Genomic DNA, 14,616 nt, shown 5'->3' with positions numbered 1-14,616 from the left:
TTCGTTCAGTCGAAATGAACGCACTTTTAAATCAGCCGGACAGTCTTTTGAAACAGAGAAAGGAATGGATTATAAGCAGAAGCGGTTGACAGACTCCATAGAAGGCCCGGTCCCCGACCGGGCGTTCTTATACCATCTGTGGATGATATTCAGTATTCAGTCAAGGCAAGCGAGGACGTTTGCGATACGTACCGCAGGCTTCCAGCCTGCAAAAAAAACGACAGATAAGAGTGTCTGTCGCACAAGGCCCGATGCCGTCGACCCAAAGATGCGACCCGGTTCGACCGGCTCACCGCCAGCCAGCGGCCTGTAGGCCCGCTGCCCTCAGCGGGCGGCTTTTACCGCGCAAGAAACCCCTCATTTTTTCCGTGTAATTCGCGTAATCCGTGGTTAAATGTGCCGCCTTTTAACCGATTGGAGAGCTTCTGTGAATAAAACCGATTTTTTGAAGAAACTGCCCGGTTCCGACGTTTCGTATTACAGCCTGCCGGAACTGGAAAAACAGGGCGGTTACGACTTTTCGCGTATGCCGTTTTCGGTGAAGGTTCTGCTGGAGTCACTCATCAGGATGCAGGGGCATCCGGCCTACACACCCCAACATCTTGCGCAACTGGCCCAATGGTCACCGAAGAGCGAACTGGTCGAACTGCCGTTTATGCCTGCCCGTGTTCTCCTGCAGGATTTCACCGGCGTTCCCTGCGTCGTTGATCTGGCGGCTTTGCGCTCGGCGATGAAAAAAGCCGGTAAAGATGTGTCGCGGATTGAGCCGCAGGTGCAGGTTGATCTGGTGGTCGATCATTCCGTACAGCTCGATTCCGCCGGTTGTTCCGCCGCGCTGGAAATCAATGTGGCCCGCGAATTTGAGCGCAACGGCGAGCGCTACAAATTTCTCAAGTGGGGACAGGGCGCTTTTGAAAAACTGCGCGTACTTCCGCCCGGCCTTGGCATATGTCATCAGATCAATATGGAATATCTCGCGACGTGCGTCGCGGTATCAGGAGTCAGGGGTCAGGAGTCAGGGATCGACAATCGGCAATCGCCAATTGTTTTCCCTGATACGCTGGTTGGAACCGACAGCCATACGACGACGATTAACTGTATGGGCGTGCTGGGCTGGGGCGTCGGCGGTATCGAGGCCGAAGCGGCCATGCTCGGCCAGCCGATTCCGATTCTGACGCCGGAAGTGGTCGGCTTTAAATTTATCGGTGCGCTCAAAGCCGGTGTGACGGCCACCGATCTGGCGCTGACGGTTACCCGTATGCTGCGCAAGAAAGGTGTCGTCGGGAAATTTGTCGAGTTTTACGGCGAAGGCGCGGCCAATCTCAGTCTGGCCGACCGCTGTCCGGTGGCCAATATGGCGCCGGAATACGGCGCGACGATGGGCTTTTTCCCGATCGACGAAAAGACCATCGGCTATTTGCGCGAAACCGGTCGCAGTGAAGAACAGTGCGCGCTGGTTGAAGCCTACTGCAAGGCGCAGGGCATGTGGGCCGGGGATCAGGAGTCAGGAGTCAGGAGTCAGGTTGAGCCGTTGTTTTCGGATACGCTGGAGCTCGATTTGTCGGCCGTCGAACCGTCGCTTGCCGGACCGAGCCGTCCGCATCAGCAGTTAACGCTCTCCGGCCTTAAGGAAGAATTTCAGAGAGACTTTGTAAAACCTGAAATCATCAATCATCAATCGTCAATCGCCAATGGCTCTGTTGTTATTGCTTCGATCACGAGCTGTACGAACACGTCGAATCCCGGCCTGATGATGGGCGCGGCGCTGGTCGCCAAGAAGGCGGTCGCAAAGGGGCTGACGGTTCCGTCGTTTGTTAAAACGTCGCTGGCGCCCGGTTCGCAGGCGGCGACACGTTATCTCGAAAAAGCCGGACTGCTGGAGCCGCTCAACAAGCTTGGCTTTCAGGTCGCGGCCTACGGTTGCGCTACCTGTATCGGCAACAGCGGCCCGCTGGCACCGGAAATCGAAGAGGCGATTAAGGAGCAAAACCTGACGGTCGCCGCCGTGCTTTCCGGTAACCGGAATTTTGAAGGGCGCGTTCATCCGCTGACGAAAGCCAACTATTTGGCGTCGCCGCTGCTGGTGGTCGCTTATGCGCTGGCCGGAACGGTTAACATCGATCTGGAAAAAGATCCGATCGGCCAAGGCGCTGACGGGAAAAATGTTTTCCTGAAAGATATTTGGCCGACAACCGACGAATTGAATTCCGCGATCGCGCTGGCCGCCGATCCGGCGTTTTACAAAGCCGTTTACGGCGATACCGCCGCGATCAGTCCGGAATGGAACGCGCTGGAGACGGTGAAGAGCCAGGTGTTCGTCTGGGATGATTCTTCCACCTATATTCGCGAGCCGTCTTTCTTTGAAGGGTGCGAACAGCCGCCCGCGCCGCTGGCCGATATTCACAATGCCAGCGTGCTGGGACTGTTCGGCGATTTCATCACCACCGACCACATTTCTCCGGCGGGGAACATTTCGAAGAAGAGTCCGGCGGCCGATTATCTGCGGGCGCACGGCGTCGCTGAACGCGACTTTAATTCGTACGGCTCACGGCGCGGTAACCACGAAGTGATGATGCGCGGCACCTTCGCCAACATCCGCATCAAAAATAAAATGATCGAAGCCGAAGGCGGACGCACGATGTACCTGCCGACCGGCGAGGAGATGTTTATCTACGACGCCGCGATGAAGTATGCAGAAGCCGGCACATCGCTGGTTGTCGTCGCGGGCAAAATGTACGGCGCCGGTTCGTCGCGCGACTGGGCCGCCAAAGGGACAAAACTGCTCGGCGTGAAAGCCGTCATTGCGGAAAGCTTCGAACGGATTCACCGCTCTAATCTGGTCGGTATGGGAATTCTGCCGTGTGAATTCATTAACGGTCAAACGGCGGAGTCGCTCGGTCTGACCGGTAGAGAACAGTTTTCAATCATTGGCGTGGCGGAAAACTTTGCGCCGGGAAAAATTCTCGACGTTGTAGGCCGGGTGACCTCACCCGGCGCGCCCGCTGGGGTCAGCGGGCCTACAGAAATCCGTTTTCAGGTGAAAGCGCGCGTCGATGCACCGCTTGAAATTGAATACCTGAAAAACAGCGGGGTTTTGAATTACGTGCTGCGGAATATGATGCAGGAGCGTTAGAAGTATTCCTGCGCGATTTTCCATCCAATGAACACGCCGGCGATGCTGCCGATACTGCTGACGATAAACTCGCCGAAAAAGCTGAAGCCCATTTTCCCGCCGAGCCACCAGCCGAGCCAGCCGCCGACGAGTACGCCGATCCAGATGAGAAGTTTGGTCATTTCAGAACCTCCTCATAAATTCTGATGACTCTCTCGGCGATCGCGCTCCAGTCGTAGTGCGCGGAAACTTCGGCCAGGCCGTTGGCCCGGAGTTTATGCTGGAGTTCCGGCGACCCGGCCAGCTGTTCCATTTTCCCGGTCAGCATGGCGGCGTCATTGTCTTCCGAAAGCAGAATGTTTTCGCCGTCGGTGGTGAAGCCGGGAATGCCGCCGACGCGCGTGGCGATCACCGGCGTGCCGGCGGCCCACGCTTCGAGGATGACGATGCCAAACGGTTCGTTGGCTGTCGGCAGAACAAACATTTCGGCTGCTTTGTAGGCCGACGGCAGGAGCGGATCGTCGGGTTTGAGTCCGGGAATAATCAGTACGGAATCCTGCAAGTTCAGCCGGGCGATCTCGTCGAGTATTTTGCGGTGATATTCTTCGACAGAAACCGAGCCGATGAAAACGAGTTTCCAATCCGGATGTGTTTCGCGGAATTCCGCGAAGGCTTTTACCAGCATCAGCTGGTTTTTCTGGAAGTCGATGCGCGAAAGACAGAGCACGAATTTTCTGTTTTCCAGTCCGTATTCTTTACGGAACGCCTGCGGCGTTGCCGTTGAAAACCGCTGAACGTGCACTCCGTTGGGCAGATAGTGGATGTTTTTCTTGCCGCGCTGTTTCATCTCGTCCGCTTCGCTTTGTCCGACGCAGATGACGGCGGCGGCATCATCGAAAACGCGGCGCGATCCGAACAGGAGGCCGAAGATTTTTCCCCACTCGAACTTTCCTTTAACCGGCGCGGTCATGTGGTCGTACTGATCCTGCGGGACGGTATGGCGTCCGCCGTGAACGTGGATGACGTACGGCACTTTCCGGATGCGGGCTACGGTGCGGGCAATCCCGCCGAGCCGCCGTCCGACGTGCGTATGAATTAGAATCAGGTTTTTCTGGAACAGCAGAGCAAAGAACAGTGACAGAGAAAGCGGACTGCCGCCTTTGAGGCGCAACGCCATTTTGGCCTCTTCACTCAGTCCGAACCAGGGGAAGCAGTAACGGAATCGCCGGACGGTGACGCCGTTGATCTTTTCCGATCCGGGTTTGGCAAACATATCGGTGCAGAAGATCGGGCTGGCGACCCCTGATTTTTCGAGTTCGCGGGCAAGGTTGAAAACAACGGTTTCGGTTCCGCCCCATTTATCGGGCACAAACCGGCGCATGACGTGGGCAACGGTACCGTGGAGTTGGCTCATGCTCAGAACCTAATCCATCGCGTGTTTATCTGAAAGCCTGAATCTTTACACTCTCATAGGGGGTCAGGCCTTGACTTTTGCCGATTCGGCAAAAGTCAAGGCCTGACCCCCTATTGAGTTGACAGGGAGCCGGAAGCTGTGTGACTTTTTTCGTATGGCTAGACAAATGAGAGTTGAGTATGAGGGCGCGGTTTATCACGTGACGGCGCGTGGCATAGAGCGAGGCCGGATTTTCGAGAACGATCATGACCGTCAGGTGTTTCTCGAAAAGTTGAAGGACTCTGTCGGGCTGTATCATATCCGTCTGTATGCCTATGTACTGATGGATAATCACTTTCATTTTGTTCTGTGTACACCGCGGTCCAATTTGAGCCCGTTTATGCAACAGTTCAACAGTAGTTATACGATGTATTTTAATACCATTCACAAGCGTGTTGGACATCTGTTCGCAGGCCGATATAAGGCAAAGCCGGTTGAAGGCGACGCATATCTCATGAAACTTTCACGCTACGTTCATTTAAACCCGGTGAAAACCGTTTTTGCGTCAAAATGGTCGATGGAGGAAAAAGTCCGCGTTCTTCGATCGTTTGCATGGAGTTCATTTCAGGCATATGCCGGTCTAAGTCAGAAGTTAGCTTGGGTGAATTATGATGCGTTGGATGCACAGGTGACCAGTCTTTTGGGGCCGGGAGTGAAGCGGTATCAAAACTATGTTGAGACCGGTATCGCCGAGGATGATGAGGAATTCCGCGCACTGCTGAATCGGTCAACGAAAGCAATCGGAGGCGTTGACTTCCAGCGTGCGATGGAGCGTTGTTACGAGGAAAAAACAAACGGCTCGATTGATGCATCTATGCGACGTGTGGAGACCGGCATTCCGCTGGAACAGGCGATGAAAATCGTAGCGGATGAACTAGGTTTCTCCGGCGGAACCCGGACCTTCGCTGGGATGGATGATGGAGAAAAGGGTGTGGTACTGAGTTTTTTAAAGCAATGCACCGGCCTGTCTCAGAGGGAGCTTGCAAAACGGTTGATGAATCACTCAGATGGCTCTGCAGCCAGTCGTTATATGAAAATATCCCGACAAAAGCTGAACGACAGCCCGGCTCTGACAGAATTTTCCAGCAAGCTAGAAAAACGGATTAAAACGCTATAGGGGTCAGGCCTTGACTTTTGCCAATTTAGCAAAAGTCAAGGCCTGACCCCCAGGGGGACATGCATGGATTACGACCAGCTCATCATAGACGGCTACAACCTGATGCATCAGGATGCGGCGCTTGAAGGCAGGCGGGACGATTTGCAGACCGCCCGCCAGCGGCTGGTTCGCCGGATCGAAAAGACGGCGGCGGGAATGGCTTCTAAAATCACCGTAGTATTCGACGGGCGGGAAGGCGGACGCGACGTCGCTCTGGATGCGCCGAACCTTGAAGTGCTTTTTTCGCCGTCTAACCGCACGGCGGATGGGTTGATTGAGCAGATGGTTCATGATGCAAAAGACCCGTCGCGGATTCTGGTGGTGACGTCGGACTGGATTGAGCAAAGGCTGGTTTCTGTTTTCGGCGCATCGGTAATTTCATGCCGCGAGTTTCTGCTGCGCTGTGAAACGCCGCCATCTGTATCGAGGAAAACAAAACCTGTGCGCGGCTCAAAACTGGGCGATTTTTTTCCGGAATAAAAATATGAAAAATAAGAAGAAACTGTCTTCCCGTTCTCCTGTCGTTGCGCTGGTCAGTCTCGGTTGCGCCAAAAATACGGTGGACTCCGAGCTGATTCTCGGGCGTTTTGTGGAAAGCGGCTGGCTGATTGCCGAAGAACCGGCGGACGCTGATATCTGTCTCGTCAATACCTGCGGCTTCATTCAGGACGCCCGCGAAGAGGCGGCGGGCGTTTTACATGAACTGCGCGGACTCAAAGGCGGCGGGGGGCCGCGCGCCGTGGTGGCGGTCGGATGTCTGGTTAAGCGAGTCGCTGACAGTCCGGAGCTGGAAGGTTTTCTGGAAGCCGCCGATGCGCGGGTTTCGTTTCACGACTACAGCCGTCTGCCGGAAATCTGCGCCGGACTGCTGGGCGAAACAGCCGAAAAATCCGAGCCGGAAGGGTATAGTGATTTTCTGATCCGTCCGCGTCTGCGGATGGGTTCACCACACACAGCCTATTTGAAAATTTCTGAAGGCTGTTCCAATCCCTGCACGTTCTGCTCCATTCCGAAAATCCGCGGAAAGCAGATCAGCCGTCCAATGGATGACATTATTGCGGAAGCCCGTGCGCTGATTGAAGCCGGAGCGGTGGAGCTTAATCTGATTGCGCAGGATACGACGGCGTACGGCAAGGACTGGGACGGCGAGCTGCATCTCAAGTCGCTGCTGTGCAGACTGCGCGACGAAATCGAGGCAGATATCTGGTTCCGGCTGATGTATGTCTGTCCGCAGCACCTCACGCGAGAGGTGCTGGATGTGCTGGCCTCCGATGCGCGGTTTTGCCCGTATATTGATATGCCGCTTCAGCACATTTCGGATCGTATGCTTACCGCGATGGGCCGCCAGATCACAAAGACTCAGACGTTGGAAAAACTCGATCTGATCCGCGAGGTGATTCCGGGTTGCGCCATCCGCACCGCGTTCATTACCGGACATCCCGGCGAGACCGGAGAGGATTTCAGCGAACTGCTGGCGTTTGTAAGAGAAGGGCGCTTTACTCACGCCGGAGTGTTCACCTATTCCGCTGAGCCGGGAACTCTGTCGGCCAAAATGGATGACGGTGTGCCGGAAGCGGTTAAAGCCGAACGCCGTGCCCTGCTGATGGAAGCCCAGCGTGAAGTTTCCGCCGCGCGTTGTGCGGCGCAGATCGGAAAAACTATCGAAGTGATGATCGACGGCCCGGGTGAAGAAGGGTTGATTGGCCGTTCGCAGTATGAAGCGCCGGAAGTGGACGGCGTTGTTTTCCTGCCGGAGTTTGACGCCGTTCCCGGCGACCGGTTCGATGCGAAGGTCAGCGGCGCGATGGACTACGACTTGGTTGCTGATCCTGTCTAGCTTGTCCTGAAAGCGCAAAAAACCGGCAATCCTTTTGGAATTGCCGGTTTTTATCTGCCGGGGCCGGGGTTAGAGCGGACGGTCTCCGCCAAAGTCAAACGGGTCGAGTTTCTGCTGCCAGATATCTTTGGCAGCGTCGGCCGACAGTCTGGTGCCGAAGGTGTTAATAGCCTGTTTGATGACATCACGGAAATATCCGAATTTTTTCGGGACAGCATAGACGATATCGCCGGGCTGCAGAACGACATCCATGGAACGTCCGCCAAGAATTTTAAACACGCGCGCTTTTTTTACATCGAACTGCGACATATCCATCAGCATGACCTTCGGGTTGGCTGTGTTGCCGCGAATGATGAGAACGTGACCGTCGCCGGTGGTGCGGTTGATGCCGCCAGCCTGCACGAGAACATTCATGAGGGAAGTCTGCGATGAGGCAAACTGAATGCCTTGCGGATTGTTGAAAGCGCCAAGCGCGTAGATTTTGCGCTCCAGTGCGGAAGGAATCATGATGATGTCGCCGGCAAGAACCTCGACGTTTTGCGAGGTGTCGGCTTTGTTGACAAGGCGTTCAAAATCGACCGGCACCACTTCTCCGCCGCGCACCAGGGTGGCGTGAGCATAGTCGTGGATGTCGGCGCTGACATCGCGAATAATGCCGACTTTCGGTCCGCCCGCCATGGCAATGGCATCGAGAAGATAGGTGCGTCCCTGCAGAGGATAAACCTGCGGTTTATACAGCTGGCCGAGCACGGTAAAAGTCTGGCTGCCCAGTTTGACGGGGCCGACGTTCAAAATGACATAGTTCAGTTTTGCCCGGATGCGTACCCGCATGTCTTGCGTGAGTTCGTCAAGGGTACGGCCTGCTGCCGGGATGGTTCCGAGAAGCATGTAGGTGATGTTGCCGGCCGGGTCGATCGGCAGAACGCGCCGCGTTTCCGCGTCGCCTTCACCGTAAAGGGTGATTTCAAGGACGTCGCCGACGCCAAGCAGGTAGGGGCCGTCTTTGCGTTGGGTCAGCAGGGACGTGTCCCTGATCGATTCGGGATCGGTCTGAATCCATATGCCGGTTTCCATTTCCTTAAGACTCAGGTCGCCGGCATTCGGCAGTTCGAGCACGTTAGCCGGAAGCAACTCGTCGTTGCTGGTAAGATGCGGCTTGTCGCGCAAGGTTGTGCATCCAGCGGCGATCATCACCGTCAGTAGAACCGGGAGAATGGATAACCGTTTCGTTTTCATCATGGTTGGGTCCCTGTCGGGAATAGATATTTCCGGTTGATGTCACTGGCGAATTCGCCGGCGAACGTATTAACGAAGGTGCTGAACATCGCTTTCACCAGATTACGTGTGAAAAGGAATGATTTCTCCGGAACAAACACAATATCACCCGGTTCAAGAAAAACATTCTGTTCCTTGCCGCGCAGGATGGCATCCAGATTGACCTTAAAGACCTTCGGTTCGTTCAGAGCATCGCGCAGGATGACAACGCGCTTAATGTCGGCGGAGGCTTCTTTGTAGCCGCCCGCTCCGGCGTCGAGACCGGAAATGAGCTGAGTGAGCGTCAGGCCGGCGGTAAACGGCTGGGACTGCTGCTGATTGACTTCGCCCATCAGGTAAATTTCGCGGCCCAGTGCGGAGGCGATATAGATGACATCGCCGGGGCGGACATAGATGTCCTCCGAAAAGTCATCCTTGATCATAAGGGATTCGAAGTTGACGGGGATTTTCTGCCCGTCGCGGATCAGCCAGCTGTCTTTGTAGTTATGAATCGGAATCCAGCTGTCGTGGTATTTACCGAGCGCGATGCCTTGCGCCTTGGCAATGGCCTGCCGGACAGTGGTCGGGGTATCCAGCGGATAAACGCCGCCGGTTTCGACTTTTCCGAAGATGGCAAAGCGGTTGGAGATAAACTTTGTCGGGATAATGGAAACTTCCGGATTGTTGAAGAGGTGGCCGAGTTTCGACTCCATTTCCAAGGCAACTTCCTGAGCGGTGCGGCCTTCAGCCTGAATGCCGGTCAAGAAGCGGTAATAGATTTTCCCGTCCGGTGCAACCGGTACATTTTCAGCAATCGTATCGCGCTGGCCGAAAACACTGATTTCAACTTCGTCGCCGACCTGCAGCTTGCGATTTTCTGTTGTGTGCGGAATGAAAAATTCCGGAGGAAACTTGGAACGCTTCTGCGTGGCGGTGATCTGGCTGAGCAGGTTGGAGTGCGCGGCGGTATCGTCCGCAGCCTGAGCTAGACCTGCCAGAAGCAGAAGGACAGCGGTGATGGAGAGTTTACTTCTCATCGTCTTTAGACCCCTCACCCGGTTTTTTTGTCTGTTTTCCACCCGGCTCGCCGAGCCAATCTTTGAAGGAAAAATTTTCCGGATCAATATTCTGTTCCGGTTCCTGATCTTCAAGCAGATCCACTTCGTCCAGACCGTCTGAGACGTCAGCTTCTTCTCCTGCTTCCCCGATAAACTCCGGAAGTTCTTCTTCGTCCAGCAATTCATCTGTTACTTCAGGAATTGGTTCGCTGGCGACCTGTTCTTCTACCGGTTTATCGATAGAATTTTTCTTCAGCTTCTGAGTAACAACCAGCTTGAGACGCTGGAAGAAGGCGATCAGATCATCTGCCGGGTTGCGGGGTTCATCGGCCAGACTGCGGATGATGCGCTGTTGGCGGACATCTTCAAGATAGTAGGCGTCGACACGGTTGAAGATCAGGGCGCGCGGCGCCAGACCGCGATCTTCCAGAAATTCAAGGCCGGCATCCACGATACGGCGATCGCTTACCGGTGAGGCGAGCACATAAATGATTTCATCCTGGAATCCGGCAATCGTTCCGGACAGCGGATGATCCAATATGGCAGGGGCTTCGGTTATGATGAGGTCGTAGTTCTGGCGGAGCAGATCCCACAGGCGCGGCATGGCGGAGCCTTTGGCCAGATCAAGCAGATCGGCCTGCATAGACTGAACACGGATCACATCCACGCCATTCACATGGGTGAGCATATCCGCCAGCTCGGCCTCGCCGCGCAGGTAGTCTTCAATTCCCATTTGCGGCCAGCCGGTGTCTTCGGTGCCCGGCAGACAGGGGTTCGGCTGTGCATCGAAACCGACGAAGAGAACTTTGATGTGTAACGAGCTGTAGTAGCGCGCCAGATTGAACGAGAGCGTGCTCTTTCCTTCGCCGTCAAGAGAGCTGAAGAATCCCAGCACTTTGGCGCGGTGGCCCTGCAGAACGATATTCAGGCGCTCGGAAATTTCGCGCAAAGAGGGGAGTAAAAGTTTGTACGTGTCATAGGTTTCCAGATTCGGAATTTCGATAATGGAAGCAAGACAGGGCGCGTCGTAAGCCGTTTCGAGCTGCTGCTGGGTGCGGATTTTAGCATCGAGCAGTTCAATGAGGAGCACCACAAGCAGTCCGCCGAAAAATCCGAGAATGAATCCGACAATCGGAATAATTTTCCCGACCAGCGAGGCGACGGTGGGTTCAGCGGTGACGGCCGGATTAATCAGTTTGAAGTCCGAAAGGTTGGCCTGCATGGTGCGGCGGGCCGATTCTTCGCTCGCCTTGATCACCTTGAGCGCAGCATCCTGTTCCGCACGCTTCTGGAGCAGGGCGGCGTATTCTTTTTCAAGGCGCGGCAGATCTTTGAATTTAGCCTGAAGAGTATCCAAATCCTTTTTCAGCGAGGTGACCTGCTGAGCGGCGACATCTTCTTCGGAGCGCAATTTCAGCAGTTCCCCTTCAAGCTGACCCTTGAGCGGATTTTTTAAATAGGTACGTTCGCGGGTTTCGTCAAAGGTTCCGCTCTGCAGCAGTTTACGGAGTTCTTCCAGCTCACGCTCTTGGCGAAGAATCTTGGGATTATCAGAGGCGTACTGAATGCGGGCCTGAAGCAGAGCGGCTTCAGCGTTGGAAATGCGTCCCTTTAGCGGGTTATTTTCCTGCGCCTCGTTGAGTACTTCTTCCGGCAGTTCGGCGATCATTTTTTCGTAGTTCTTGATGCGTACGATCAGCCCTTCGTGCGCAACCTGCGCGATACTAAGGCGCTCCGAAGCGGCGTTAACGGATGAGAAATAGTTCTGATATTGCGTGTTGAGTTCCAGTAACTGGTTCTTCAGCTGAAATTCTTCAACGGCCTTCACGGCCTCATTAAATGACTGCTCGGTGATTTCGCGTTGCGTTTTGTATTGTTCGTAGGCTGCGGCGGCCAGCTGCCGGTAATACTGATCGTTATCTTCGATAATGATTGCGGACAGTTTATTAACCCCGTCAATCGCAGTTTTTTCACTCGGCATGGCGTTGACGCGCAGCTTGACGATATCGGATTTGCTCTGCGAATCGAACGAGACATGTTTCGTGAGAGGTTTAAATCCGGTGGACTCTTCCAGTACTTTGATGTGTGCCGGGGAAAGGAACATATCCACCAGAGTATCCTGTGAGAGCGGCCGCAGGAGGAATGCGGAACCCTGAGAGTCGATCTGCTTTTGGGTCGGTTTGGTATAGATGATGACGGATTCGGCAGACCAGGTGACGCCGCCCTGCAAACTGCGGGCCACAGGGATAAAAAGAATCAGCATTCCGAAAGCAGCCAGCAGAACCATCCAGAATTTACGGTAAACCCCGCGCGCAATCTTGATGATATCGAGATTGCGGAAGAAATCCTGAAAGGAGGTTTCGCGGCGAATGGTGCGTCCGGGCCGGGCGGTTTCTGCCAGCCCTGTTCCGGGTATCTGCGCTTTGGAAGGGCGGGCGGCATCGCGCGCAAGTGTCGGCGGAATCGTGTTGAGGTCGCTGAATTGATCCTTGATGCGGAAAGGGGTTTCTTCGTTGAACCGGGGCGGAACCGGAGCAGACGTTCTCATGCTGATTTCCTCAGCAGGCGTCTCTTTGAGTTCCGGTATGATCTCTGTCTCTTTGTCAGCGGGCTTTCCAAAAGGAAGGTCGTCGTTCGGTTTATCTCTCATAGTTCACATCCCGGATGTTTTTCGATTCGCATGTGATTCAAATTCTCTGCCGTGCGTAACGCTGTGCCTGCCGATCCGGCGAGTTGCCGACCGCCCGTTTACAGAACTTTTTAATCTTCCTGCGCACCATAATAAACGCCTCATAAGTAAACGCCCCGGCTATAATGAGCGCCTTATTACGCTTTTTGAGCGCGGCTGGCAATAGAGGTCTTTCATATCCTTGGTCTTTTGCCCAGTCGAGCAGGCGGATCACCGGGTTAAAAAACTCGAACTTCTTCAGCGTCCAGAATCGCCAGTACTTCGGGGCCGGCCCCAGATGCACGAGGCGGGCGTCCGGATTACTGTTGAGTAAGACCTCGCGGACGGGCGGCGGGTTCTCAGCGAACATCAGCCATGCGCTCAACGCGAACTCTGCCGGCATGTAATAGGCGACGTCTGTCTTCGACGGATCGGTGTGAACGAGAACTTTCTCCATGAAGGTCTGCCATATGCGGGCGAAGTCGAGATAGTTCCGGTGCAGAACAAGATTTCCGGAGAGAACCGTTGTTGTGCGTGACGGTTCGGAATGCGGGCCGACATCCTGCCGCCAGCGGTTCAGAAACCGTCTGGGAATGCCGTGATCCGGTTCACCGGGAATACGGTAGTACTGGAAAATCCGGTCATCTTCTTCAAGGGTGCGGGAGCGGGCATAAAGAGCCGGTTCAGACGGAGCCAGACAGGGTTCGAGATTCCCCGTCGCAATACAGTCACCGTCGAGCAGGGCGATCCACGGCTCTTCACAGTCCTTTGCCGTCATCAGCGCCTCGCCTTTGAGAATGTCGGCGATGATGCGCATTGCACCCGGCTTGTCGCTGCGCGGAATCGAAGAGTCGAAAACAAACACATTTTCGAACTGAGTAAAGAAAGCTTTCTCTGCAGCGGACAGTGAGATGCCGAGGATGTGAATGCGTTGAGCGGGTTCAAAAAATTTCAGCGACAGAACCAGAATGTAAACAGGAATTACGAAATTGCTGTCGGCAATGACGGTTACAATCGTTTTGGGTTTACTCTGCATAACGGCCAATGATGCCTATTCGTTTTTCATACTGCGTTTTGCTGCGGATTTCGTCCAGAAAATTGGATGCGATGCCGGCTTTAATGCGCGTTGCCGTCCACAAACCCGATCCAGCTGTTGGTGCCGGTCTGATAAAGGTCGAGCTGATGCATCCGGCAGGCGTTCCAGCCTGAACCGTCCGGCGTAAGCAGCGGATTTTCTTTTACGGGCTGCTCGGCATAATTTTCCGGTGTGAGTGTTGTGATTTCAAACCCCAGCAGCCGGTGCCCGTACCGGAGGAGGCAATCCTGTGCAAAGCGGATCAGCTTGCCGTTGATCTCACGGATTCGTCCGCCGCAGCGTGCACGGATCCGGTCGTTTCGAATCACCGGGTTATTTGCCTGGGCGCGCCACGGACCGGTCAGTTCATCCGCGTAAAAAATCTCCATATTTTCATTTTGTCCGGTACTGGCGAAAATCCACCAGCGGTTATTATGCCGGACGATGGTTGGATCCTGATAGTCGCCCTGAATCAGATCGGCGACATGCGTCCAGCGGGTTGGAAACGGATCGGCCCGATAAAGACGGATGGAGTTGGCCTTATGACTTTCCGGAATCATGTAATAGGTTCCGTTCCACTTGAACACCTGCGGATAAGAAAGGTGAAACGGTTCATCCAGCACAATCTGCCGGTACACCCAGTTCGTGGTGTCTGTGCTGGTTGCCAGCCCGATTTCGCCCTGATGGGTGGAAACACTGTCGATTTCAAAAAAAAGATACCACTGTCCGTTTTCCTGCACGGCAAACGGATCGGCCACCATGCGGGCGGCGGTGTCGGTGATGTCGCGGGCGCGCAGAATCGGCTTTTCCGGCGCAGTCAGTTTGAACGGATTTTCGCTGCGGACGATGCCAATGGACCATAATTCGGAGCGTATCAGGTGACTGGCGCGCAGCCGGTTAGTGTAATGAGATCCAAAAACAAAACGATCGAAAACAAATGTGGAGACCAGCAGGAGAATCGCAGTGATTCCGGCGATGCGCGCCTTTTTCATCGTCCGCTCCG

At 54.7% G+C, this 14,616-nt stretch carries 11 protein-coding genes; 4 read left to right on the top strand and 7 right to left on the bottom strand.

Annotation, left to right across the window (positions count from 1 at the left end):
- Positions 1–394: 394 nt before the first annotated feature.
- Positions 395–3,133, top strand: a complete 2,739-nt coding sequence (gene acnA, locus HOO88_06975; GenBank protein ID NOU36496.1) for an aconitate hydratase AcnA — start codon at positions 395–397, stop codon at positions 3,131–3,133.
- Here the strand turns inward: acnA and HOO88_06970 are convergent.
- Positions 3,130–3,294: a hypothetical protein gene (locus HOO88_06970; protein ID NOU36495.1), complete on the bottom strand. Its 165-nt coding sequence runs from the start codon at positions 3,292–3,294 to the stop codon at positions 3,130–3,132. The genes acnA and HOO88_06970 overlap by 4 nt on opposite strands.
- On the bottom strand, positions 3,291–4,526 hold the full coding sequence (locus HOO88_06965) for a glycosyltransferase family 4 protein (protein ID NOU36494.1): 1,236 nt from the start codon (positions 4,524–4,526) through the stop codon (positions 3,291–3,293). Before HOO88_06965 ends, HOO88_06970 begins: the two co-directional genes overlap by 4 nt.
- 166 nt (positions 4,527–4,692) lie before the next feature.
- Between HOO88_06965 and HOO88_06960 the strand changes: the two genes are divergently transcribed.
- The 3 genes from HOO88_06960 (at position 4,693) to rimO (ending at position 7,558) form a co-directional block, all read left to right on the top strand.
- On the top strand, positions 4,693–5,682 hold the full coding sequence (locus HOO88_06960) for a hypothetical protein (GenBank protein ID NOU36493.1): 990 nt from the start codon (positions 4,693–4,695) through the stop codon (positions 5,680–5,682).
- A gap of 63 nt (positions 5,683–5,745) precedes the next feature.
- A complete protein-coding gene (locus HOO88_06955; protein ID NOU36492.1) occupies positions 5,746–6,201 on the top strand; it encodes a hypothetical protein in 456 nt (151 codons plus the stop codon).
- A 4-nt stretch (positions 6,202–6,205) separates the two neighbouring features.
- Entirely contained in the window at positions 6,206–7,558 is a 1,353-nt protein-coding gene (rimO, locus tag HOO88_06950) for a 30S ribosomal protein S12 methylthiotransferase RimO (GenBank protein NOU36491.1), read from the top strand.
- Positions 7,559–7,627: 69 nt separating this feature from the next.
- On the opposite strand, the gene HOO88_06945 is transcribed toward rimO, so the two are convergent.
- From HOO88_06945 to HOO88_06925, 5 genes are all read right to left on the bottom strand, one after another.
- On the bottom strand, positions 7,628–8,797 hold the full coding sequence (locus HOO88_06945) for a polysaccharide export protein (protein NOU36490.1): 1,170 nt from the start codon (positions 8,795–8,797) through the stop codon (positions 7,628–7,630).
- Positions 8,794–9,849 carry a hypothetical protein gene (locus tag HOO88_06940; protein NOU36489.1) on the bottom strand — a complete coding sequence of 352 codons (1,056 nt, stop codon included), beginning with the start codon at positions 9,847–9,849 and terminating at the stop codon, positions 8,794–8,796. Before HOO88_06940 ends, HOO88_06945 begins: the two co-directional genes overlap by 4 nt.
- Positions 9,839–12,520 carry a hypothetical protein gene (locus HOO88_06935; GenBank protein NOU36488.1) on the bottom strand — a complete coding sequence of 894 codons (2,682 nt, stop codon included), beginning with the start codon at positions 12,518–12,520 and terminating at the stop codon, positions 9,839–9,841. The genes HOO88_06940 and HOO88_06935 overlap by 11 nt, the downstream gene beginning before the upstream one ends.
- A 37-nt stretch (positions 12,521–12,557) precedes the next feature.
- Positions 12,558–13,574, bottom strand: coding sequence for a hypothetical protein (locus HOO88_06930; GenBank protein ID NOU36487.1), 1,017 nt, complete (start codon positions 13,572–13,574; stop codon positions 12,558–12,560).
- Positions 13,575–13,654: 80 nt separating this feature from the next.
- Positions 13,655–14,605, bottom strand: a complete 951-nt coding sequence (locus HOO88_06925) for a hypothetical protein (protein ID NOU36486.1) — start codon at positions 14,603–14,605, stop codon at positions 13,655–13,657.
- Positions 14,606–14,616 lie beyond the last annotated feature (11 nt).

It is taken from the genome of Kiritimatiellaceae bacterium, assembly GCA_013141415.1.
GTDB lineage: Bacteria > Verrucomicrobiota > Kiritimatiellia > Kiritimatiellales > Tichowtungiaceae > Tichowtungia.
Note: the sequence above shows the minus strand (reverse complement) of the source record. Positions and strands in the feature narration are given on the sequence as shown.

Bases quoted from the DNA above. Each gene is read 5' to 3' on its own strand.
- HOO88_06935 (NOU36488.1), bottom strand. From the start codon at position 12,520: ATGAGAGATAAACCGAACGACGACCTTCCTTTTGGAAAGCCCGCTGAC.
- HOO88_06925 (NOU36486.1), bottom strand. From the start codon at position 14,605: ATGAAAAAGGCGCGCATCGCCGGAATCACTGCGATTCTCCTGCTGGTC.
- HOO88_06970 (NOU36495.1), bottom strand. From the start codon at position 3,294: ATGACCAAACTTCTCATCTGGATCGGCGTACTCGTCGGCGGCTGGCTC.
- HOO88_06940 (NOU36489.1), bottom strand. From the start codon at position 9,849: ATGAGAAGTAAACTCTCCATCACCGCTGTCCTTCTGCTTCTGGCAGGT.
- HOO88_06955 (NOU36492.1), top strand. From the start codon at position 5,746: ATGGATTACGACCAGCTCATCATAGACGGCTACAACCTGATGCATCAG.
- rimO (NOU36491.1), top strand. From the start codon at position 6,206: ATGAAAAATAAGAAGAAACTGTCTTCCCGTTCTCCTGTCGTTGCGCTG.
- HOO88_06945 (NOU36490.1), bottom strand. From the start codon at position 8,797: ATGATGAAAACGAAACGGTTATCCATTCTCCCGGTTCTACTGACGGTG.
- HOO88_06965 (NOU36494.1), bottom strand. From the start codon at position 4,526: ATGAGCCAACTCCACGGTACCGTTGCCCACGTCATGCGCCGGTTTGTG.
- HOO88_06960 (NOU36493.1), top strand. From the start codon at position 4,693: ATGAGAGTTGAGTATGAGGGCGCGGTTTATCACGTGACGGCGCGTGGC.
- HOO88_06930 (NOU36487.1), bottom strand. From the start codon at position 13,574: ATGCAGAGTAAACCCAAAACGATTGTAACCGTCATTGCCGACAGCAAT.
- acnA (NOU36496.1), top strand. From the start codon at position 395: ATGTGCCGCCTTTTAACCGATTGGAGAGCTTCTGTGAATAAAACCGAT.